Annotated in this window: 19 protein-coding genes; 10 read left to right on the plus strand and 9 right to left on the minus strand. The window is 39.1% G+C overall.

Annotation, left to right across the window (positions count from 1 at the left end; all coding sequences use genetic code 11):
• Positions 1-8: 8 nt before the first annotated feature.
• Positions 9-2,990 carry a TonB-dependent receptor gene (locus CSC79_RS01815; RefSeq protein ID WP_099293356.1) on the minus strand — a complete coding sequence of 994 codons (2,982 nt, stop codon included), beginning with the start codon at positions 2,988-2,990 and terminating at the stop codon, positions 9-11.
• A 394-nt stretch (positions 2,991-3,384) separates the two neighbouring features.
• Between CSC79_RS01815 and CSC79_RS01820 the strand changes: the two genes are divergently transcribed.
• Together CSC79_RS01820 and CSC79_RS01825 are read left to right on the plus strand one after the other, a co-directional pair.
• Positions 3,385-4,125, plus strand: a complete 741-nt coding sequence (locus CSC79_RS01820; protein WP_180270369.1) for a copper homeostasis protein CutC — start codon at positions 3,385-3,387, stop codon at positions 4,123-4,125.
• Complete coding sequence (locus tag CSC79_RS01825; protein ID WP_099293360.1) at positions 4,118-4,996, plus strand: BadF/BadG/BcrA/BcrD ATPase family protein; 879 nt, start codon at positions 4,118-4,120, stop codon at positions 4,994-4,996. Before CSC79_RS01820 ends, CSC79_RS01825 begins: the two co-directional genes overlap by 8 nt.
• Here CSC79_RS01825 and CSC79_RS01830 read toward each other — a convergent pair.
• Positions 4,986-5,708 carry an AraC family transcriptional regulator gene (locus CSC79_RS01830; protein WP_099293362.1) on the minus strand — a complete coding sequence of 241 codons (723 nt, stop codon included), beginning with the start codon at positions 5,706-5,708 and terminating at the stop codon, positions 4,986-4,988. The two genes, CSC79_RS01825 and CSC79_RS01830, sit on opposite strands and share 11 nt — an antisense overlap.
• Positions 5,709-5,869: 161 nt before the next feature.
• Here CSC79_RS01830 and CSC79_RS01835 point away from each other — a divergent pair, with 161 nt between their 5' ends.
• The 7 genes from CSC79_RS01835 to CSC79_RS01865 all read left to right on the plus strand — a co-directional run bounded on the left by CSC79_RS01835 (position 5,870) and on the right by CSC79_RS01865 (position 13,446).
• Entirely contained in the window at positions 5,870-7,030 is a 1,161-nt protein-coding gene (locus tag CSC79_RS01835) for a Gfo/Idh/MocA family oxidoreductase (RefSeq protein ID WP_099293363.1), read from the plus strand.
• Positions 7,031-7,037: 7 nt separating this feature from the next.
• Positions 7,038-8,093, plus strand: coding sequence for a sugar phosphate isomerase/epimerase family protein (locus tag CSC79_RS01840; RefSeq protein ID WP_099293364.1), 1,056 nt, complete (start codon positions 7,038-7,040; stop codon positions 8,091-8,093).
• A gap of 13 nt (positions 8,094-8,106) precedes the next feature.
• Positions 8,107-9,324, plus strand: a complete 1,218-nt coding sequence (locus CSC79_RS01845; protein ID WP_099293365.1) for an MFS transporter — start codon at positions 8,107-8,109, stop codon at positions 9,322-9,324.
• A gap of 45 nt (positions 9,325-9,369) precedes the next feature.
• On the plus strand, positions 9,370-10,062 hold the full coding sequence (locus CSC79_RS01850; protein WP_099293366.1) for a DUF1080 domain-containing protein: 693 nt from the start codon (positions 9,370-9,372) through the stop codon (positions 10,060-10,062).
• 2 nt (positions 10,063-10,064) lie between these two features.
• Positions 10,065-11,744, plus strand: coding sequence for a GMC family oxidoreductase (locus tag CSC79_RS01855; RefSeq protein ID WP_099293367.1), 1,680 nt, complete (start codon positions 10,065-10,067; stop codon positions 11,742-11,744).
• Between the two features lies 1 nt (position 11,745).
• Positions 11,746-12,495: a gluconate 2-dehydrogenase subunit 3 family protein gene (locus CSC79_RS01860; protein ID WP_099293368.1), complete on the plus strand. Its 750-nt coding sequence runs from the start codon at positions 11,746-11,748 to the stop codon at positions 12,493-12,495.
• Between the two features lie 192 nt (positions 12,496-12,687).
• The gene (locus tag CSC79_RS01865) at positions 12,688-13,446 is read left to right on the plus strand and encodes a sugar phosphate isomerase/epimerase (protein WP_237113937.1); all 759 of its coding nucleotides are present in this window, start codon (positions 12,688-12,690) and stop codon (positions 13,444-13,446) included.
• Positions 13,447-13,494: 48 nt separating this feature from the next.
• Here CSC79_RS01865 and rnd read toward each other — a convergent pair whose 3' ends face one another.
• The 3 genes from rnd to CSC79_RS01880 all read right to left on the minus strand — a co-directional run bounded on the left by rnd (position 13,495) and on the right by CSC79_RS01880 (position 17,300).
• Complete coding sequence (gene rnd / locus CSC79_RS01870; protein ID WP_099293370.1) at positions 13,495-14,625, minus strand: ribonuclease D; 1,131 nt, start codon at positions 14,623-14,625, stop codon at positions 13,495-13,497.
• A 50-nt stretch (positions 14,626-14,675) separates the two neighbouring features.
• Positions 14,676-16,328 carry a long-chain-fatty-acid--CoA ligase FadD gene (gene fadD, locus CSC79_RS01875; RefSeq protein WP_099293372.1) on the minus strand — a complete coding sequence of 551 codons (1,653 nt, stop codon included), beginning with the start codon at positions 16,326-16,328 and terminating at the stop codon, positions 14,676-14,678.
• Positions 16,329-16,448: 120 nt separating this feature from the next.
• Positions 16,449-17,300: an alpha/beta hydrolase gene (locus tag CSC79_RS01880; RefSeq protein ID WP_099293374.1), complete on the minus strand. Its 852-nt coding sequence runs from the start codon at positions 17,298-17,300 to the stop codon at positions 16,449-16,451.
• 100 nt (positions 17,301-17,400) lie between these two features.
• On the opposite strand from CSC79_RS01880, the gene CSC79_RS01885 reads away from it, so the two are divergent.
• Positions 17,401-18,690 (plus strand): alkaline phosphatase, encoded by a 1,290-nt coding sequence (locus tag CSC79_RS01885; RefSeq protein ID WP_099293376.1) that lies wholly within the window; start codon positions 17,401-17,403, stop codon positions 18,688-18,690.
• Here CSC79_RS01885 and CSC79_RS01890 read toward each other — a convergent pair.
• The 4 genes from CSC79_RS01890 to CSC79_RS01905 form a co-directional block, all read right to left on the minus strand.
• Positions 18,687-20,708, minus strand: coding sequence for an EAL domain-containing protein (locus CSC79_RS01890; RefSeq protein ID WP_237113938.1), 2,022 nt, complete (start codon positions 20,706-20,708; stop codon positions 18,687-18,689). The genes CSC79_RS01885 and CSC79_RS01890 overlap by 4 nt on opposite strands.
• Before the next feature lie 180 nt (positions 20,709-20,888).
• Entirely contained in the window at positions 20,889-21,221 is a 333-nt protein-coding gene (locus tag CSC79_RS01895; protein WP_099293378.1) for a hypothetical protein, read from the minus strand.
• A gap of 134 nt (positions 21,222-21,355) precedes the next feature.
• Positions 21,356-22,066, minus strand: coding sequence for a tRNA (adenosine(37)-N6)-threonylcarbamoyltransferase complex dimerization subunit type 1 TsaB (gene tsaB, locus CSC79_RS01900; protein ID WP_099293380.1), 711 nt, complete (start codon positions 22,064-22,066; stop codon positions 21,356-21,358).
• A 12-nt stretch (positions 22,067-22,078) separates the two neighbouring features.
• A complete protein-coding gene (locus tag CSC79_RS01905) occupies positions 22,079-23,905 on the minus strand; it encodes an ATP-dependent DNA helicase (protein ID WP_237113939.1) in 1,827 nt (608 codons plus the stop codon).
• Positions 23,906-24,218 lie beyond the last annotated feature (313 nt).

Consider the following 24,218-nt stretch of genomic DNA (forward strand, 5'->3'; position numbering starts at 1 on the left):
ATATGGTTTTAAAAGCGATAAGTTATGCCAGCATAATATCTTCGTCCGCTATAACTACTGCTGCGTAGGCGGTCTTTACTATCGTCGCCATAATAAGTTCGCGATTCTTCTTTAGTTAAGTTAATCACCGATACCGACAGAATTAGATTTTCTATAATGTTATAAGATGCGTTCAAATCGACTTGCTGATAAGGTTCTTGTGAAACCGTTAAGCCATCTGCAAGGCCTAATGCCATTTTTCCTCGACGGTTGTAAGACGCTCTAACGCTGTAGTCTTGATTTTCAAAGTACGCTGAAAAATTAAATTGATCGTCTGCGCTACCAACAAGTGCAGACTCACCAACTTTCTCGCCATCCACACTAACATCGGCTTGGTTCGTATCATTTAATGTATAGTTAGCATTGATACCAAAACCATTTTCAAATGAATGTTGGGCAAACACTTCGACACCGCGTGACGTTGCATTTGTACCATTGGCGGTTGTCGTAAATGGGGAAACAGTAATATTGCCGGGCGAGACAATTTCTTCATCCGTAAATGGATTGGTAAAGCCTTCAAATGGGCGCTCTGAGGTAATAATTAAAGGCACTATAAAATTATCGACATCTTTATTAAATATAGCGATACCCACTGCGGAGCCAACTCCGTAGTAATATTCAGCCGATAAATCTAATTGCACTGATTCAAATGGTTCAAGCGCTTTATTACCACCTGAACCACTCCATCCTTGATCCACGGGGTTACCTCTGAACTCAAGGCGATCATCAGCCCACTCTTGCGATATGAAAGTAAGTTGCTCTGGCGCACCTAAATCATTAAATGGTGCTCGTGACATTGTTTTCGCTGCAGCAGCTCTAACAACGAATGAATCATTGGCTTCCCAAACTAGATTTAAACTGGGCAGAAAACGTTCGTCCTTTACGCTGCGCGTGGTCATTGTTTCTACATCAACTAAACGTTCATCGCCTAAGATATCTTCGCCAGTTACGTCGTTAATATCATCTAAAAAATAATTAATCTTATCTGACGACATAATTTGGGTTTGTGTTTCAACATAACGAACACCCACATTTCCTCGGAAATCACCAAACGAAAAATCAGCTTGTAAATAAGCCGCTGTGATTTCTTCCTCTATATCAAACACAAAATCTGGCTCTCGCCTAGTATACTTAGCGTATTCACTAGTAACTAGATCGCGGTACTTTTGCCAGTTAATACTTGGCATCGTATTAACTTCAAAGCCACCTGCAATGTTTTGCTCTGACTCTGCATTAAGTACGTCTTGAAGGCTTGGCATTCCACCAATCCATTGGTAAGCAACTTCGTCAATCGCTCCTTGGCTGAATGGGTCTAAATCTCCACTCTCAATACGGTTTGCGCCTTCTTGCGTAATAAAGAATGTATTATTGGTTTCACGGTGCAAACTTGCTTTTCGATGCTTAACACCCACGCGAATTGTATCTACGATGCCATAAGCTATGTGGTGATCTAAATCTAATTGCGCATAGTCTTCAACTAAGTCGCTAACAATAAAGCTTGAGCCTGTTGAGCCCGGATCGGGGTCCCCTGCAACGCCAGCCTGTAAATTTGCTAGTAGAGCAGGATCGGCATAAAGTGATACACGCTCACCTAAACGCCAACCTGCAAACGATGCGGCATTTTCATTAACACCTGAATCACTTCGGCTTGCTGGCTGTCCACTTTTATACGCTGCATTAAATGACTCAGAAGGCCCTCCACTCGCTTCTGTTCGACCAAATTTACCGCTTAAGTCAAACAGGTCGCCCGCATATTCAAATGCAAAATCATAGGTATCAGAGGTGTCTTTTTCTTTTGTATAGCTTCCTATAATCCAAGGAAATTCTAAATTTCCCTCACTGCCACCTGCCCCGCTTGTAAAGTCCATTCCTGTTACAATAGTGCCGGTTTCATCGAGTAAAACACCTGTTAAGTAATCGGGGTTGTATTTCCATTCTGGGATCATCAATTGAGATGTCGTGCGATCCTGCCCCAGTTCGAAGTGGAAGTGATTAAAGGTAAGTTCTAAATTATCTGATGGGCGCCATTGAAAAGTTGCTTGAATTCCAACTCGCTCGCGGGCCTCTTGCGTAATTCCAACACCAGCAACTTGTGGTGCCCAAACACCATCGTATGTGTTGCCATATGCATCTTCTAATGCATCAAAACGTCTAGTGCTATCCGTTATTTCGTTGCCATTACTATCCGTTGCAGGCAAATCACTGCCCGTTGCCCAGCGCCACCCACCGCCGCCTGACATATTGCCTGTAAGCGATCTGTTTGTACGCTCTTGATTAGTATATCCAAGTAAAAAACCCAGATTTTCATCTTCATTCTTCCAAGAGTAAACACCACTAAAGTTGGGTTCATATTCTTTTGTAACATCAGCGTAAGTATACTCAACATTCAATACACCAGAGTTAGCTTCCATGTCTAAAGGTGTTCGGCTATTTAGAATGACAGTACCACCCACTCCCCCTTCATCTAAGCGAGCTTCCGATGATTTAAACACTTCAACAGACTTAACCATGGTTGATGGCAATAAGGAATAACTAAAGGAACGTGATGGAGAGCCCGGAGACGATGCGATGAAATTACCATTTAACTGGGTAAGTGTTAAATCAGATGAAAGCCCTCTAATACTCACATTTTCCCCTTCGCCACCACTTCTAGAGATCACAACACCGGGTACACGCTGCAAGGAGTCTGCTACATTTTTATCGGGAAATTTGCCAATATCCTCAGCCGTTATAGCATCAACAATTGAGTTTGAAAGACGTTTAATCGCTAGATTTTCTGCCATTGAAGAGCGAATCCCTCGCACCTCTATAACTTCTATGTCATCATCCTGTTCGTTATTTTCATTTTGCGCCAATGCATTACTCGAGCTTGCAATTATCGCTAACATTAATGCTGACTTTCGAAACCGCCGAGCAAGGTTTGGCGATCCTAAACTATTATTATTGTTCATGTTTATCTCCATTCACGGTGTGTGTTCTTGTGCTGTGTAAGCCTTCATAAGGTCAAACAATTAGTTAAACCTAAAAACCAAATAATTAAGTTCAAGGTTAAATTGTTGTTAAATCACAATTCCAGAATAGGGTTTTACAATTAAAAGCGATAATAGAAATTCGGTTAACAATGATACAAAATCGGCGTTTAGTATATTTTAATATCTATTTCAATTTGAATTGGTTTATATTCTTAAACCATAGAAATGAGTTTATTTATTAGTACAGGAACATTAACACTCAATAAAAATACATATAAATCATTAATTAAAAAGAGATTTATAGTTTATTTTTGGTGTCTGACTAAGTGGTAAATAATATATGGCAACTAAATAATTTATTTTAGGAAATGTAGTGACAGGTAAAAATTTAGAAATTTGTTTAAATTCCGACAACCTATTAACGCTCCCTATTAATCTTAATAGTGCATTTATCGCAGGAGCAAATAGAGTTGAGTTGTGCAGCTCTATGCACCTTGATGGATTGTCACCAGACAGTACTGCGATCAAACTGTGTGCGCAACAAATACCAGCACACGGTGAGCTTCTCGTAATGATACGACCTGTTGCAAACACGTTTGTTGCCAATAACAAAATTTTAAACAAGATGATTCGTGAAATAACACGTGCAGCAGATTTAGGGGCAACCGGTGTAGTATTTGGTGCAATATCTAAATCAGAAATAGACATAAACACAACCCAAAAGCTTGTGTTATGCGCACAAAAGAACGGTTTAAAAACAACATTTCATCGCGCATTTGATTGTATTAATGATAAACAACAAGCGATAAAGCAACTAATTGATTTAGGTATTGACCGCGTGCTAACTAATGGAAATCATTGGAATGCTAACCAGCCTATATTGCATAACCTTTATCAATTAGAACAACTTATTGAGGAAGCTCAAAATCAAATTGAAATTGTGATAGGTGGTGGTGTAACTACTAAAAGCGCAGGTAAATTATGGCAACTAGCGGATGGCAATTTAGTATCACTTCATACACACTCAGGCGTACTCAACAATAAAGGGTATATTAATCCATTATTGATAAGTGAAATTTTAGATACTACTGAAAAGCAGGCATTGAATGATTAATAAAAAACCACAGTTTTTTTTAGGTATTGATGGTGGCGGAACAAAATGCCGTGTCAGACTCGAAAACGAAAAAGGCGATTTACTCGCGCAAGCACAAAGTAGCTCTGCAAACATTGCAACGTCAGTAGAAATAGCACAAAAATCTATTGTTGATGCGACCATGCTAGCACTCAAAGAAGCAAATTTACCAGCCTCTGTTCTGCCTTCTATCAATGCTTATGCCGGGCTTGCAGGAGCAAACATTGAAAACGCCAAAGTTGCTATGTCCAAATGGTTACATCCGTTTGCACAATTCAATTTTTCTACAGATTTACATATAGCCTGCCTTGGTGCGCACGGAAATAACAACGGCGCTATTATCATTCTTGGTACAGGTTTTTGTGCTGGTGTCATTCAAAATAATCAAGTAACAGAGCTTGGAGGTCACGGACTACTGTTGAGCGATGGTGCCAGCGGAAGCTGGATTGGCCTTGCTCTTTTTCGCCATACTTTAGAAGTGCTAGATGGCCTTTATCCAAGTACGCCATTAGTTGAGGCATTTTTAGCTCAAACAAAGTTTGCTAATGCACACCTGTTAACTCAACGTGCAATGAACGAAAAACCAGCTTATTTCGCTCGTTTCGCACCGCTGGTATTTACTATGCGTGAAGACCCTATTGCGAAATCCATTATTCAAAAAGCAGCGGATTATACAACCCGTTACATCGAACATTTAGTAAGGCTCGGATTTAAAGATATCACTCTAGTCGGTGGAGTGGCAGATAAAATTAGCCCATGCTTGTCCAGCAATGTACAAAGCTACCTTTGTAATGCTAAATATTCACCAGAGCAAGGGGCTATTCAACTGGCTAGACATTACGCTAACGATTAATGTTTTCACGCATTTGTGAAGGTACTTCACCAAATAAACGTCTAAATTGTTTACTAAAATAACTAGGCTCTGCAAAGCCACATTGGTAAGCTATTTGCGAAATTGGTAAGCGTGTTTCAACTAATAATTTACGTGCATTTTCCAAACGTATTTCGTTAATAAATTGATTTGGTGTTTTAGCTAAATGTTTTTTAAAGCGCCTTTCTAACGCACTCACAGATAAATGAGCAAGGTCAGCTAAGTGTTCTATGTTGATAGGGCGTGAATAATGTTCGCGAATATAATCTACTGGCCCTTCTATTGCCCTAACATGGGACAAAGCTTTAGAGGTCTTTTGAAGGTGACGTGTAACACCATAAGTTCCAACAATTTCTTGATCTAAATAAATAGCCTTTTTAGATGTAGAAAACCAAGCCAAGTCTCCATTTGATGTGTGGTTTAATTCAAGCCTGTCGGTGACAGTTCCCCCCAACATCACTCGCTTATCATCATTTACATATTGAAACGCTAAATGCTTTGGTGAAAAGTCATAATCAGTTTTTAACGCTATTTGCTCAAACGTTTTATAACCCTGATGTTCAATAAAATGCTGATTGGCAAAGAGAACTCGACTTTCAGTGTCTTTTACCCAAAACAAAATATCAGGCAACATATCAAATGCTGATATTAATTGATTGACACCTGCTCTATCAATAATTTGCTGAATATCCAACGCACAAAACCTCTAAAATCAACTTAAAACTAAATATATAAAACGCCGATTTTGTTGCATTGTCAACCGAATTTTTATTACCCCTGATGATTACCATTCTCTATTATTAATAACATGATGTTAACTAAATTCAATAGATTACTATTGAGGTGGTATTTTAGATGAATAACACAAAAATCCGAATGGGAATGGTTGGTGGCGCTGAAGGCGCATTTATTGGTGGCATTCATCGTATTGCAGCTAGACTCGATGGAATGATCAGTCTTGTCGCGGGCTCTTTTAGTTCTAACCCTGAACTGACAAAAAAAACAGCAGCCATGCTGGGGATCGATTCCAGTAGAAGCTATGGCACTTATCAACAAATGTTTGTTGAAGAAGCAAAACTACCTGTTGATGAACGCATTGATTTTGTGGTTATTGTAACCCCCAATCATCTTCATTTTCCTATCGCTAAATTAGCCATTGAAAGTGGTTTTCACGTTTTATCAGATAAGCCTGCCACATTAAATCTCCATGAAGCATTGAGCTTAAAACAAAGTTTAGATAACAGTGATTGTTTATATGGATTAACCCATACCTATACCGGTTACCCAATGATCAAAGAAGCGAAATATCGTATATCCCAAGGCGAGATAGGCACTATTCGTAAAGTCATTGTTGAATACTCGCAAGGTTGGCTTAGTCAAACCGAAGACGAACAGGTAAAACAAGCCCAATGGCGTTTAGACCCACAGCAAGCAGGAATAAGTTGTTGTATTGCTGATATTGGCGTTCATGCAGCTAATTTAACAGAATATGTTAGCGGCCTCGAAATTAACGCACTTTGTGCTGATCTGAATCAGGTTGTGCCAGGGCGAACACTGGATGATGATGGCACTGTTTTGCTGCGCTTTAATAACGATAGTAAAGGCGTGTTACTTGCGAGCCAAGTAGCGCTTGGTGAAGAAAATAATTTATCTCTTCGCATATACGGTGATAAAGCAAGTTTAGAATGGAACCAAATAGAGCCAAACAGCTTATGGCTGAAAAGTCATAACGCACCAACAACATTATTACGTGCAGGGGTTGCGCTTAAAAGTGAAGCAGCACAAAACGCACTGCGTGCACCTGCAGGCCACCCAGAAGGTTACCTCGAAGCTTTTGCCAATATATACGTCAACTTTGCAAATCAAATAAACGCCAAAAAAGATGGGAAATCAGCAACTAATGTTGAGTTCGATGTACCAGGTATAAAAGATGCGATTAGAGGCATGGCATTTATTGAAAATGCAGTAGCGGCTTCTAAAGAAGAGACTAAATGGCACACATTTAAAATTGGATAGAGATAGTATGAAAAAAATAAAAGGCCCAGCAATATTTTTAGCGCAATTCATAAGCAATGAAGCGCCATTTAATAATTTTAAAGATATTTGCCGATGGGCGGGAGAGCTTGGATATAAAGCAATTCAACTGCCAACATCAAATACTGAGATATTCGATTTAGAAAAAGCAGCCCAAAGCCAAGAATACTGCGATGAAGTGACTAGCATTGCTAAACAAGCAGGGCTTACAATCAGCGAGTTATCAACCCATTTACAGGGACAGTTAGTTGCTGTGCATCCTGCTTATGATGAAATGTTTGATAATTTTGCACCAGAGCAGTTGCGTGATAACCCAGAAAAGAGAACTGAATGGGCGATTAAACAATTAATGTTTGCTGCCAAAGCGAGTAAAAATTTAGGACTTAAAAACCACGTAACATTTTCGGGTGCGCTACTTTGGCATACATTCTATCCTTGGCCGCAACGACCGCAAGGCCTAGTTGAAGAAGGCTTTAACGAACTTGCTAAACGCTGGCTACCGATACTTGATTACTTTGAAGAAATGGGCGTAGATGTTTGCTACGAGTTACACCCAGGTGAAGACTTACATGATGGCATTACATTTGAGCGCTTTTTAGCTGCAACAGGCAATCATCCAAGAGTAAATATTCTCTATGATCCGAGCCACCTAGTATTGCAACAGCTGGATTACCTTGCATTTATAGATATTTATCATGAGCGGATCAAAGCTTTTCACGTGAAAGATGCAGAGTTTAATCAAAATGGCCGCAGTGGTGTTTATGGGGGCTACCAAGATTGGCAAGAGCGACCAGGGAGATTTCGCTCGCTCGGTGATGGTCAAATAGATTTTAAATCAATATTCAGCAAATTAACGCAATATGGGTTTGATGGCTGGGCTGTTTTGGAATGGGAGTGTTGTATTAAAGATTCTGAACAAGGGGCTAAAGAAGGCGCACCGTTTATTGAACAACATTTAATAACGCCTGCAACAAAAGCGTTTGATGATTTTAGTGCAATGAATACCAATCCCCACCGTAATAAACGGATATTGGGTATTAACTAAATAGGACAACACAATGAATAACAATAATAATCACAGCCTCATTTTTCGCTTATGCTGTATCGCATTAATTGTCACCTCAATGACGTTTGCGATTCGTGCTGGTATTTTAGGGCAACTTGGCGAGCAGTTTGGCTTAACGAATACACAACTCGGTTGGGTCAATGCAATGGCCTTTTTGGGTTTTCCGATAGCGACTATGCTCGGTGGTATCATCTATAACGCAATCGGGGCTAAAAAATTAGTAGCACTGGCGTTTGCTTGTCATTTACTCGGCTTGTTACTAACAATATCCGCAGATGGTTTTTGGGCCTTACTTATCTCAACTTTTTTAATTGGTTTTGCAAATGGCTCTGTTGAAGCCGGCTGTAATCCGCTTATTGCGCAAATGTATCCAAATAACAAAACAACGATGTTGAACCGATTCCATGTTTGGTTTCCCGGCGGTATCGTTATAGGCGCATTAGCTTCAAGTGCAATGTCAGCATCAGGCTTCAACTGGCAATGGCAAGTCGCTTTGATATTAATTCCTACCGCTATTTATGGCGCAATGATGCTTACAGCGCAATTTCCTAAATTTGATGCACAGCAAAACTCCACCAGCAGTAACGTGAGAAACCTCGTTTCACCTTTGTATATATTTTTAATCATTTGTATGACGATAACTGCGGTAACAGAGTTTGGCACTCAGCAATGGATTGAACAGATATTAGGGTCTTCAGGCGCATCCCCGATGGTTATTTTAGCGCTTATTACTGGCCTTATGGCACTGGGTCGTTATTTTGCAGGTCCAATTGTTCATCGCTTTAGTCCATCTGGCGTGCTACTAGGCTCAGCGGTATTTTCAACAATCGGCATTTTTTTAATGAGCCAAGCTCAAGGAAGTGCAATTTATTTTGCCGCAGCGCTATTCGCCATTGGTGTCACGTATTTTTGGCCAACCATGATTGGCTGTGTTGCCGAATATACACCAAAAACTGGCGCATTAGGGATGTCATTAATTGGCGGGGCTGGCATGTTTGCAATGAGTCTGTGGAATCCAGTGATAGGTTATTGGATAGATGACGCCAAACAACATGCACAAGCGAGCAATATCTCAGTAGAACAAATTGAAATCGTTGCTGGGCAAGCTGTTTTAGAGAACCTATTAATCTTTCCAATTGTACTGATTGTTGTATTTTTTGGTTTTCACCTGTTTATAACAAAACAAAAAAATGTAAAGAAATGCGTTTAATAGCAATAAATAGCAATAAATAGCACACAATATAAGGGGCAACATATGCTTAAATCAATTTCGATTATGTCACTTGCACTGCTTTTCAGTAGCACTGTAATTGCACAGACTCAAGATAATAAATTAACAAAAGAAGAACACGCCACAGGCTGGCAATTACTATTCAATGGCAAAGATATGTCTCATTGGCGTAACTTTAAAAGTGATGAACTTAGCTCAAAATGGAAAATAGATGATGGCGCAATGCTGCTTACTAAAGGTGGTGGTGACATTTTAACAAAAAAAATCTATAAGAATTTTGACCTAAAACTTGATTGGAAAATTAGTGAAGTGGGTAATAGCGGCATATTTGTTCTTGCTGATGAGCTAGGTAGTTATATTTACTCTCACGCCCCAGAAATTCAAATTATTGATAATGAACGCCATGCGGATACCGAAATAGATTCGCATTTAGCGGGGTCAATTTATGATTTACTTTCAGCACCGACTGCTGCACATAAACCAGCAATGCAATGGAATACTGTACGAATAAAAATGCTCGATAATCATCTGCAAGTTTGGCAGAACGGCGTGAGTACCGTCAGTATGGTTATAGGCAGCAGCCCTTGGAACACATTAGTAAAAAACAGTAAATTTGCTACATGGTCTAACTTTGCAACCTCAAAACAAGGCCATATAGGCCTGCAAGATCATGGTGACAAAGTCTGGTTCAAAAATATAAAAATTAAGGAGCTATAACGATGAAAAAATTCAATCATAAAGTACTCGTTGTTGGCTCAGGTGCCGGCGGTGCAATGGCCGCGTATACATTAACTAAGTTAGGCCACAAAGTATTGTTACTTGAAGCAGGTCGTGATTACGACCCAAAAACGGAAAGCCCGATGTTTCGTCGTAACAGTGAAGCCCCGTTAATGGGCGCTGGTAATAAAGATAAAAACTTTGGCTTTTATGACGCAACCGTTGATGGCGGCTGGCAAGTACCTGATGAACCCTATACAAATGCCAAAGGGACTGACTTTTATTGGTGGCGCGCACGCATGCTTGGTGGCCGAACAAACCACTGGGGCCGTTATTCGTTGCGTTTTAGTGAGCACGATTTTAAAGGCAAAAGCCAAGACGGAAACGGTGCAGATTGGCCGTTTAGCTACGAAGATATAGCACCATGGTATGACAAAACTGAAGAGTTAGTGGGTATTTGTGGTACAAACACAGGTCTTGATGATATGCCGCCATCAGCACCAGGTGTATTGCAGCCACCACCAACCCCCAGAATTCCTGAGTTATTGATTGCAGCATCAGCGAAAAAGCTTGGGATCCCAGCAGTCCCCATGCATAGAGCAGTATTAACGCGTCCTAAAGATGACCGCTTGGCGTGTTTTTATGCAACACCTTGTGGCTCTGGGTGTTCTATTGGCGCTGCATTTCAAACAACCACGTCTCTACTACCAATGGCTAAAGCAACTGGTAACTTAGAAATTATAACGGATGCTATGGTTAAGTCTGTTGCAGTGAATGATGATGGTAAAGTGACTGGTGTAACTTATGTTGATAAAAAGTCAATGACTGAACAATCACTAAATGCTGATATTGTTATACTTGCTGCAAGTGCCTGCGAATCAGCGCGTATTCTACTGAACTCAAAACACAAAAAGCACCCTAAAGGTCTTGCTAACTCGAGTGGTCAAATTGGTAAAAACTTGATGGACTCAACGGGTGCGTGGTTAGGTGCTCAAATCCCAGCTTTAAAAGGTCGACCTCGTTATAATGAAGACGGCCATACAGGAAACCATTTATTTATTCCTTGGTGGGGCCATAAAGCTCAAGCAAAAGGTGAACTTGATTTTCCTAGAGGATATCACTTTGAAATAAGCAGTGGTTTCAACCAGCCAGGTTCAGGTGTTTCAGGCGATAAACGGGGTCTTGGTGTAGAGCTTAAACAGCAAGTACGTGATGCTTATGGTTCATATGTAGGACTAGCACTGCGCGGTGAAATGCTACCAAACGATGACTCTTACATGGAAATTGATGAAAATACTAAAGATAAATGGGGTATTCCAGTTTCTAAATTTCATTTTAAATGGTCTGATAGAGAGCTCAAACAGATTGAGCATGGTTTAAAAACAGCAAAGCAAATCCTTGAAAACATGGGTGCTAAGGTTGGTAAATTACCCCCTGCTGAAAAAGCAATTTCAAAAGGAGGTGAAATAATTCACGAAGTTGGCACAACCCGTATGGGCAGCTCACCTAAAGAGTCGGTCACTAATCAATGGGGCCAAACTTGGGATTGTGAAAATTTATTTGTAATGGACGCAGGAACTTTTGCTTCTAACCCACACAAAAACTGTACGCTAACAATTATGACTTTAGCCATGCGCAACTCAACTTGGATCTCCAAACAAATAGAACAAGGAGTACTTTGATATGCATAATGATGATCGTGTTGACTCTTACAAATATATTTCCGGAATGACACGCCGAGAATCCCTTAAATGGCTTGGATTACTAGCTGCGGGCTCAGCAGTGTCGCTCTCAGCTGGTTGCAGTAAAGCGCTTGAAGAAACGATTAGTACAAAAGGCCATTGGCCTACTCTAGATATAAAGCCCATCACTGCGAAAGGCTATGGCACTGATCCTAATTTAGTTATACCACCTGAATCACCTTGGCCGCTTACATTAACGCAAGAACAACTATCGCTAGTGGCTGTTTTAGCGAATTATATTGTACCTAGAGAAGGTGATAACCCAAGTGCAACCGAGGTAAATGTTCCTAGTGTTATCGATGAGTGGGTCAGCTCACCCTATAACGGCCAACAAAAAGATCGCGTTACTATTTTACATGGCCTCGCTTGGATTGATGATGAATCTGTTATGCGATTTAAAACAAAGTTTGTTGCGCTAAACCGTGAAAAACAAACAGCAATATTGAATGATATTGCGTATTTCGATGACACTACGCCAGAGCAGTTTCAGCGAATTGGCAATGCTTTTTTACGTTTAAAGAATCTGGTTCTTGGTGCCTATTTTTGCTCACCACAAGGATGTAAAGACATTGGCTATCTTGGTAATGTACCTATTGCAGGTGATTACCCAGGTCCTTCAGCTGAAGCAAAGCAACACTTAGATAGCGTGTTAAATGAACTTGGTCTAAGCCAATATGCTTATACTGACTAATTTGTAATCTGAGTCCTCTTTTTTCTTAGCCCAGTCCAAGCAGGGATTTATTCCCTGCTTATATTTAGGTGTAGTCTTATGTTTAAATCCTCTCATTCCTTCTTAATTAATTCTATTGCGTACAGTTTGCTCCTGCTTATGATGCTCCCCTTCACAAGTAACGCAAGTACGTTCGAGTCAGCTAAGGTAAGCGTGCAATTGTGGTCAGTTAAGGAGGATTTAAAAGCTGATTTTAATGCAACCGTCACAGCACTTGCGGATATGGGCTTTGAAGGACTTGAGTTTGCTGGTGACTTTGGCCCCTATGCAGATAACCCAGGAGCATTAAAAAACAAACTAAATGATTTAAACTTAGTTGCCAGTAGTGCACATATAGGTTTTGATAAACTTTCAAACACCCAATTAATGGAGACTTTATTATTTTATAAGACACTTGGCGTGACTAATTTGTTCGTGCCGTGGGATGAGCGAGCATGGGATCCTACAGGTATAATGCCATTAGTAAAACAACTAAAAGAACTTAATGAGATTGCACAAAAATATGATATGTATATTGGTTTTCATAATCACAACAAAGAGTTTGAACAATTTAATAATGAAACTTATTGGGATGCATTAGCCAGCAATACACCTAATGAATTGCCACTGCAACTTGATATAGGTTGGCTACATTATGCAGGTAAAGAACCTGTTTATTTTATAAAAAAATACGCGGGCAGAACCTATGCAGCTCATTTAAAAGTACGCACCCACAAAGATGACGGCTTAAATCCTATATTTGGTGAAAACAACTATCCATGGAAAAAAATTATCAATTCTCTTATTACCGATGGAGGCACAAAATGGTTGGTAATAGAACAAGAGGAGTTTCCTGCGGGTATGAGTCCATTGCAAAGCGTTGCTAAATCAAAAGCAAACTTAGATAAAATCTTAAAAGCCATGCAAAACTAAACTGAACTAATGGAACTCGTTTAATGTAAAACGAGTTCCTCAGTCTATTTAAACATCCCATTCCTTGATGGCATCTTTAAGATACTCATAACGCCAAGAATTAAGTAAATCAGGCTTCAAATGGGTTTTACGTTGTTCAGGTGTGAGCTTCCAATTCCAACTAATTAATTGATTAATCTGCTTTTTAGATGCCATGACATCCTCAGGAATGCCCTGCTCTTTTGCAACTTTAGTAATTGTTTGTTTAATGTCTTTTGCCGCTTTTTTATACGTAGGAAAGTCGATTAACCTTTTTAATTGCTCAGGGTAATCAGACACAGGCACTACTTTCGCTTTTTCTATGCATTTTAAAACTTCTACACCTGAGCGATTAACCTCAATATTCTCTACTTCTGGGATATTGCGCAGAGCATTAAGGCTATTTGGCTTACGCTTAGCAATCTCAACAAGGTTATGTTCTTTTAGCACAAAATTTAGTGCAAGATTTTTGCGTATTGCTTTGTTCTTTCGCCACGCAGCAAGCTCTTTTAGAACAACTAGTTCAGAAGGCTTTAACTGCCATGCATTTTTAATATCATTATACAATAACTCATCTGGAGTTTGATAAGCACGCTTTTGAGCAACCAAGTTACTTTCATTTATCACTAACTCAAAATAATTTGCAGCATTGATTTGCTCAATGATAATGTCAAAACAAGGTAATAAATGAAACACATCAGCGGCTGCATAATCAAGCTGACTATTTGTTAGTGGGCGTTGCAACCAGTTAGTTCTTGATTCACTTTTATCAATGTCAATATTAAGTAATGACTTAACCATATGGGCAAACCCCATACAATTTCCATGACCTAGTAATTGCAGTGCAAATTGAGTATCAAATAAAGGGGCTGGAACAAACCCAGCGTATTTTTGAAATACTTCAATGTCTTCTGATGGTGAATGAAGTATTTTTAATACACTTTCATCACGCAAGATTTCCCAAAAATCAAATAATGATAACTCGGATAGAGGATCAATAAGCGCTAAATGCTCACCATCATAGACTTGAATAAGCGCTACTTCAGGGTACAAAGTACGTCTGCGCATAAACTCTGTGTCAATTGCCAGTAACGGTTTGTTGCGAATTTGCTCAACAAACGTGTTTAATTGAATTTGTGTTTGGATCAATTGGTATTGCACTTGTGCTCCTACAATAAAAAAACCGGCAGTTGCCGGTTTTTTTATAGTTGCTAATCTTTTAAAGCTCTTCTGAGTATTTTGCCAACATTTGTTTTTGGCAGCTCATCCTTAAACTCAACGAGTTTTGGAACTTTGTAATTAGTTAAATTATCACGACAGTGCTTTATTATATCTTTTTCAGTTAAAGATGGGTCTTTTTTAACAATAAAAACTTTAACTTGTTCACCACTAACGTCGTGAGGAATACCAATCGCAGCGCATTCAAGTACGCCATCATGCATTGCCACGACTTCTTCTATCTCATTTGGGAAAACATTAAAGCCAGATACGATAATCATATCTTTTTTGCGGTCCACTATGTAGAAAAAGCCTTCATCATCATAGGTCGCAATGTCACCTGTAGCAAACCAGCCATCTTTCAAGCACTCTGCTGTAGCATCAGGACGGTTATAATAACCTAACATAACTTGAGGGCCTTTTACCCACAACTCACCTGGCTCACCTTTAGCTGCTTCTTCGCCATTGTCTAAAATAAGCTTTAGCTCAGTACTTGGTGCAGGTAATCCAATTGACCCATTGTAAGAATCTAAATCATAAGGGCTAATTGTTACAAGTGGTGCACATTCGGTTAGGCCATAGCCTTCCATTAGCTTAGAGTGTGTTACTTTTTGCCATTTTTCAGCAACAGGTCGCTGAACAGCCATACCGCCACCTAAAGACATTTTAAGATGACTAAAGTCTAAGTCTGAAAAACCCGGTGTATTTAGCAAACCATTAAATAATGTGTTTACACCAGTAATGGCTGTAAATTTATGCTGGCTAAGCTCCTTCACAAAACCAGGCATATCACGCGGGTTGGTGATCAGTAAGTTTAATCCACCATATTTCATAAACGTTAAACAGTTAGCTGTAAGAGCGAAGATATGATAAAGCGGTAAAGCCGTAACAACCACTTCTTTGCCACGCTCCAGTACGTTGTCTAAACACCCTGAAACCTGCTCTAGGTTTCCTACCATATTGCCATGACTTAGCATTGCCCCTTTAGATACACCGGTTGTTCCACCGGTGTACTGCAAGAAAGCTAAGTCATTCAAGTTCACATCTGGTTTGGTATAGCGGCTTTCATCGCCCTTCAAAACCTCTGAAAACTTGATCGGGTTTGGTAAGCTGTAAGCAGGAACCATTTTTTTAATATGCTTCACAACTAAATTGACAATGTGCTTTTTAAGGCCACCTACCATATCGCCCACTTGCGTTACGACAATATGCTTTACATTGGTTTTAGATAGCGATTTTTCCAAGGTATCTGCAAAGTTTGCAAGTATAAAGATTGCCTCAGACTCAGAGTCATTTAACTGATGTTCGAGTTCTCGCACAGTGTAAAGTGGGTTTACGTTAACAACAACACAACCTGCACGTAAAATACCCAAAATCGTGACCGGTGTTTGCAATAGGTTCGGCATCATAACCGCGACCTTAGCACCTTTTTTCAACCCTAAATCATTTTGGATATAGGATGCAACACGTTTTGTTGCGCTGTCCATTTCATTATAACTTAGTGTTTTACCCATATTAGTAAATGCGGGTAAATCTTTATAATCCGAGAAGCTCTTCTCAAACACTTCTAGTAACGAGTTGTAGTGTTCAGGGTCGATAGTTTCAGGCATACCTTTTGGGTAGCGCTTAAGCCAGATCTTTTCCACTCTTAGCTCCTGTTCTATTTATAATTTATTTTTATTAAACCTTAAACTATGTAAGGCACTTTAACAATCGAGCAAATACTCTAATGAGTAAATAATCCCACATTTGGGGCAGATATACAATTAACATGCACCATTTTGCTGCATAAACTCATGAACTTGCACTAAACACTGCTGCGCACTTTGCATATGACAATGATGCCCCCCTTTAACTGAAATTACATTTAAACCTTTGAAATATAATTTATATTTCTCGATATTCTCGCTAACAAAGGAATAACCATCATCACCTATAATGAGTTGACAGGGTACATTTATTTTACTTATAACAGCTATACATTGCTGTTCATCAAATCTAAAACCTGAGTGATTTTTAAGCTTAGGGTCCGTTGTTAACATAAACCCCTGACTTGTCGCTGTCAGATTCCTGTTCATTAAAAGAGCAATAAGTGTATGCGGTAAGTCACTCGACATCGCACGCGCTTTAAATACTTGTTCCTTTGATTTATATACACGTTGCGTTCTGCCTTTAACTTCATAACGCTTTAGAATCGCTTGTCTAAGCTGCTTTACAACATCTTCACTTGGCGTTGTAATAACACCAACCCCTTCTATCATAGTTACTGACTTGACCTTTTCTGCAAAACAACTTGCGAATAAGCCAGCAACCATAGCGCCCATAGAATGACCTACCAAATGGACTTGTTCTGCACCAATTTGGTTAATCAAATTATAAACATCGTCAACGTAGTCTACAAAATAGTAATGTGCGTCTTCACTGCGCCAATCCGACAAACCATGTCCTGGAAAATCGATGCAATACCATTTTTCGTTCAAGTTTACGCCTTCAAGCATTGGAATAAAGCTGTGACAATTGTCCAGCCAACCATGCAATGCAATGACGACTTCGTCCCCATCGCCAAATGTTAGGCCACGAAGGGCTAATTTGCCACTTTGGATTGAAAAAGGTTGCACTAAGTTACTCCTCTTTAAATTAAGCCAATTCACCGAAAAAGACGTTTATTTATAATACAGTAGGTATACAATAACAACACATAATGGACAGGGTACAAAAATGAAAAAACAATTAAGCCTATTGGCGTTAATGTGTTCAAGCGCAGTTTATGCTGAACAAACTCCAAAAAACATAATATATATGATTGGTGATGGTATGGGCCCTGCTTATACAACAGCATACCGATACTATAAAGATGATCCAACGACCAAAGAAATTGAAAAAACAGTTTTTGATTCAATATTAACTGGAATGGCCCATACTTACCCAGACGACCATACTGTAGTGACAGACAGCGCTGCAAGTGCGACTGCACTGAGCTCTGGTCATAAAAGTTATAATGGAGCTATCGCGGTTGATACAAATAAAAAGCCTGTAAAAACCATGCTAGAAATAGCCAAAGAAAAAGGCATGATCACGGCACTCGTTGCAACGTCACAAATAAATCATGCCACCCCGGCTAGTTTTGCTGCCCACAATGAATCTCGACGTAATTATGATGAAATTGCTAATGACTACATCGATAATAAAGTTGCTGGGAAGCTGCCCGTTGACTTAATGCTCGGTGGCGGCACACAATATTTTATTCGTGAGGATCGTGATTTAGTCGCTGAATTTAAAGCGGCCGGCTACCAGTACAGTGACAACTTCAGTGAATTAGCAAATATCAAACAAATACCTGCAATTGGCCTTTATGCTCCATCTGGTATGCCTTTTGCTCTTGATGAAAACCCTAATCGCTTATCTAAAATGACCAATAAAGCCTTAAATTTACTCGATAATACAAAAAGTGATGGATTTTTTGTAATGATTGAAGGCAGTCAAATTGATTGGTGTGGCCACGCTAACGACATTGCTTGTGCGATGGCAGAAATGGATGATTTTGCGAAATCAATCGAATTAGCTAAAGCTTATATTGATAAGAACCCCGACACATTATTGGTTGTTACAGCTGACCATTCTACCGGAGGCTTAACATTGGGTGCTCATGGTCAGTATAAGTGGGAAACCGAAGTAATAAAAGGTGTTAAAGCAACGGCAGGTAAGCTCACTAAATTACTATTCGACGCTTCAAATCTTCAGCCTGTATGGGAAGAAAATACTAAAATAGCCTTCACCCCTGAGAACAAAGTCAAATTAGAGCAAGCCAAAAAAATGGGAGTAAAGCCATTAAACCTTGCAATAAAAGATATTATTAGCAAAGCAAGCTTTACTGGCTGGACTACTGGCGGCCATACCGCTGTAGATGTTCAAATATTTGCTTATGGCAAAGGAGCGAATGATTTCGCCGGTTCGATGAATAATACAGATATTGCTGATAAACTTATTCATTACATCGACAAAAATTAATTCTTAGGATTTAACAAAGCCATTGCCACATTAAAGGGCAATGCTTTGTTATATAAAAAGCCTTGAGCAGAATGTATCTGGGCTTTTTTAACAACCTCTTCATGCATTTGGCTTTCAACTCCTTCAGCAACAACATTAAAGCCAAGCTCTTCGCATATCTTAGCTAAATGTTGGTATAACACGACTGATTTATTATTATCACCTTCTGGTAATAAACTTCTGTCTAACTTTATGGTGTTAACATTGAGTCTAGACAAAACAGATAAACAAGAATATCCCGTGCCAAAATCATCCATCGCACATTTTATATGATGTTTATTTAAAAAATTAACAAGCTTAACAGTTGCCTCAAAGTCTTCTATGTAACTAGATTCGAGTATTTCTACTTCAACCTGATCTGGGTATCTAGCAAACGCGTTAACGACACGTTTATAGCCCCCTGCTAACAAGTTTTGTGGCGAAATATTAAAACTGATATTAGGCTTAAACCCTTGAGCTACAAAATTACTTAAGTCAACTTCAAGTTGATCAATCACAAAATCATCAATAATGTACATCAAATTATGTTGTTCTAAGGTTTCTAAAAACCAAGGTCCAACCACCACACCATCGGCCTGAATCAATCTTAGTAACGCTTCAAAACCGACAATGTCTTGCGTTTTTGGATCTATTTTAGGTTGATAATACAAGGATAGAGCACCTGAATTAAGCGCATCAGTTACAGATTTTAAACTGTATTGTTCTAGTTGATTTAACGAGTGCGAACGTGCAAATGATTGCTCTGACTGACCTTCAATGCTTTCTCCTGCACTATAACGTTTAACCAGCATATCCAATGCCTTCCCTGTAATATTATGATGCTTATTGGCTAAAACAAACGGGTAATAAACAATCGCATTTATTAAAATCAAGCCAAGTTGCAGGGCAACCCCGGTCCAACTATGCGTCACCATCCAGCCGCTTAAAATAACAGGTGTAAACCATGGAATATGTTCATTTGTATTTAATATCAGTAAACCACTATCAATCAGCGAATATGAAATTACACCATTTAGAATAGGTGTCAGTAAGAATGGCACTAAAAAAAATGGATTAAAGACTATAGGCAGTGCATAAATCATTACCTCACTGATATTAAAAACGGCAAGGGGCATAGAGATACGGGCTATACTGCGTTCATGCTCTGCATTTTTGATCATAAAACATGCAACAATAAGCCCCCAAAGACACCCTGTTCCGCCTAATAAAACAAAAGTACTAAAAAAATTGTAACTACTTAACCCATTAAATACATCATAGTCTGTGTACGTAACCGGCGTTAAGATATGGTAAGCATTATCGCCATGGATACCCACAAACCATAATAAGTTGGCACTAATCATTTGTAAGCTGAGCTTATCTAATATTGACGGGCTCTGATCTAAATTTATCAAGTAAGCAACGAAGAACTCACCTAAGTTAGTGATAAAAGGAATTAACATTAGTGTGATAATACTTACGAGTAAATAAGGAAATATTAAATTTAAGTGCTTCCTTAAAAATAAGCTTATCGTACTAATACCCACAATTTTTAAGGCGCTAAAAGAAGAAAAGTACTTCAGTAAATAACAACATAAAATAGGCATAAGGATTGAGTACAATACACCTGAACGATTATTTACCAATACATTTTCCATCTGTGCTGTTATATACCCCGTACTAACTGAAAAGCACGTAAGAACTAAAACAGGAGCAGCGATTGTATGCAGTCGTAAGTTTTTTGATAAATAATAACTAAAAGAGATAAGCGTGATCAGTGGTAAAAGGGCCCATATTAGCTGATTAAAATCATTCAAATATTCATGTTCACCACCTTTGTCAGCTAAATTAAACCACTGGTTTAGAAGTGTAATAACAGAAGCGACAATAAAAAATGGAATGAGCGCAATATATCCTTCACGTAAGGACAAAATAACAGTGTTTGATGACACCTTAACTGCGTTTTGATTAAACTGATGAAATACTTTGGAAAACAGCACGATAAATTCTTATTATTTTTTTACTACAATACCTATTTCAGGGAATTTAACAACCTTAAACAGCAAATCAACCACAAAAAATTAACGTTAATTAACCATTTAATTACAAAAAATAAAGTTATCGGGATCAAGATTTTTGGGGGATTTCAATTTGACAAGCACACAATGAGTGAATCTAAATTAGGCGTAAATATCAACACCAATAAGATTTTGTACCTCGGCACGTCGCTCAAGATTTGCAAGCTCTGAGTAGGTAGAAATGGCTTTACTAACTTTAGGAGTTGGTTGATCGTAGATGGTTTGCTGATAATCAGCCGAAGCTTTGGTACTAGCAAATTGAAGCTGTTGAGCAAGTTCAATACCGGCTTGAGTAGACTTTACAAACTCTGGCTTTTTATCGAGAGTAGCAGAATTCTCTAATAAACTTTGTGGTTTATTAGCTATATTCTGTTTTGGTGTAATTTTGCCAGGTATATCACCTGTAAAAAAACCTGAGCCAATGGGTAAAGTCATAGCGGTTTCTCACTAATACGCATTGAATAATTATGTGTCATATTGTGCATCCTTGCAAGTATATAAATTAAACTACGCTTTACAAAAAACAACTAATGTCGATGTAATGAGAAAACATCAGAGTCTGTTGACTATTATTCTCTTCCAGGAAGCTTTTTCCAAGTAACTGTGTCTCTAACATATTTAGGTTGCGCTTGGGCTGCTTCAACTGTATTACCTAACTCAAAATTCCCCGTAACTGAGGCTGACATAAATAACGCATCTGGCAGTGTTATAGTCGAATCAATGGTTATCTGCGAGCATTCAGACAATATTTCTGAGTATGTTTGCCAACCTGTACCAACTGCAACCCCTTGCTTGCCTTGAAGCATTAATTGCTCAGGTTTTAAGACTTGTTCCTCTGCAACGAGTTCCATCGTAGAGTTTTCACCTAATGTATATTCAGCAAAATAAATTTCCCCCATGCGCGCATCAATGGCACTAAAAACGTGGGTAGCGCCTGTTTGCTGATACGCTTGTTGTGCCATCATTTGCAGTGTTGAGACGCCCACAAGTGGTAATTTACAAGCATATGCTAAGCCTTGAGCAATAGCGACACTGATACGAACCCCTGTAAAACTGCCTGGGCCTTGACCAAAGCCAATAACATCCAAATCTTTAAGGTTACACTTTGCTTTCGCTAATAATGAGTCTACAAGCGGCAGAATTTTTTGGCTATGTTGTTGTGGGCACTCTTCAAAATGGTGAAAAACTTCACCATTTACATTTAATACAATTGAAAGCGCCTCTGTAGATGCATCGAGCGCTAGAAAATTGATGGCTGCTGTTTTAGTTGATTTACTCATTATTTATAATCTCTAATTTATCTGTTCTAAAAATTTGCTCGCTTGTTCAATGCTTCGAGTTCTGCGCATTGGCGGTAAACTTTTTAAAAATACTTGCCCATATTGACGAGTAACTAAACGGTTATCACATATTACTAAAACGCCTTTATCGCGATTATCGCGTATTAATCTCCCCACACCTTGCTTAAGCGCAATAACCGCTTGTGGAAGCTGAATATAAGCAAATGGATCATATCCTTGCATTTGAGCATCTTGCATTTTTGCTTGAAGTAATGGGTCGTCAGGTGCTGCAAAGGGAAGCTTATCAATAATAACACAACTAAGTGTACTACCTCTAACATCTACGCCTTCCCAAAACGACGCGGTACCGAGTAGCACTGCATTGCCGTGTCGGGTAAATTTTTCTAAGATTATTCGTTTAGACATTTGTCCTTGCATATAAATGGGGTAATCAATTTGCGTGCTTAACCCCTCAGCAACTAAATGCATCATTCTGTAACTGGTGAACAACACAAAGCATCGCCCTTTTGCTGCTTTTATCAAATCTAATGTTAATTTAATAATTGCATGAGGCATATTTGCAGCATGCGTTTCTGGCAAGTAACGCGGTAAGCACAATAAAGCTTGATTCTGATAATCAAACGGACTATCAACCATCATACTTTGTTCCGGTTTAAGCCCTAAGCTTGCATTAAAATGATCCAACTCATTATCAACAGATAAAGTGGCCGAGGTAAACACAAAGCCTGCACCTGTATCTTTCATCATTTGCGCGAATTTCACTGACACATTAAGCGGTGTTACATGCACTGTTAAATATCGGCGTGTTGTTTCATACCAGTAGCTGTAACCCGTTTGACTTATATCAAAAACTCGCTCTAGCTGGCCTTTAAAAGCAAGTGTGCGTTCAAACGGATGCTCAATCTTTTCGCTTCGATCTAAACAATGTTTGAGTACTTGATATAGAAAATCTAAATCACTAATAACTCGGTGTAGTGCTGCACATACATCTTTGTCAGCAAGCATTTGGCGCCAATCGCCTCGGCTACCGTCCACACCAAATTGTAATCGAAGATCAGCAACACTGGTCTCTAATTTATTAAGTGTTTTTCCCAATTGCAGCATATCAGGTATGTCTGAACGATAAATAGCACGAAGATCAGTGATTAAATCAACTAATTTTTTTGTACTTACACTTTCGCCAAAGTAATCACTGGCAATCTCACTTAATTGATGTGCTTCATCAAAAATATAGGCATCTGCGGTGGGAATAAGCTCTGCGAACCCGGTATCTTTAACTGCCATATCTGCAAAAAACAAATGGTGATTAACGACCACAACATCTGCATCCATTGCCTTTAATCTGGCTTTACGAATATAACACTCTTGGAAGTCTGGGCATTCTTTGCCTAAGCAATTATCAGCTGTTGAACTAACATAGGGTAAAACTTTGGCATCCTCTTCAATACCAATACAATCAGCTAAATCACCTGTATGAGTCTCACTTGCAAACTTAGCCACCATTGCCAATTGATGCATGACATCTGAGTCATCTGTAGGCACATGCGCAACATGCTGATTGAGTCGATAAGAACACAGATAATTACTGCGTCCCTTTAATAGGGCCGTTTTTTTAGATGCACTCAGGGCTTTAACTAATTGGGGTAAATCACGATGGTAGAGCTGTTCTTGTAAAGCCTTAGTCCCCGTCGAAATAATTGTCTTACCTTCAGACTTTAATGCAGGTGCTAAATAGGCATAAGTTTTACCAGTACCAGTCCCCGCTTCGACGACTAATTGAGAACGATTTTTTAATGCCTGACTCACAGCGACAGCCATATCTATTTGAGGTTGACGCGGTGTGTACCCCTCTAAAGATAAAGCTAAAGGACCCGTTGCACTAAAGAGCTGTTTGATAATAACGTCCGCTCGACGAAAAATGATAGACGGATTTTACAAAAGCAACGTGTACAGAGCAAGCGAATACAACTTAAGTAACAGAATAACCTCAAAGTATGTTTGAATTATGAAAAACATGCGGACAAAATAAAGCTAAACTCTACTCAAAAAAAATACCCATTACGCATTTTAGATTAGGGCCTGTTTATCTTTGCGGATTAAAATTTGTTCAAGCTAGGGTGGTTTAATCGCG

Origin of the sequence: Pseudoalteromonas sp. 3D05 (genome assembly GCF_002723455.1) — a bacterium.
Taxonomy (GTDB): Bacteria; Pseudomonadota; Gammaproteobacteria; order Enterobacterales; family Alteromonadaceae; genus Pseudoalteromonas.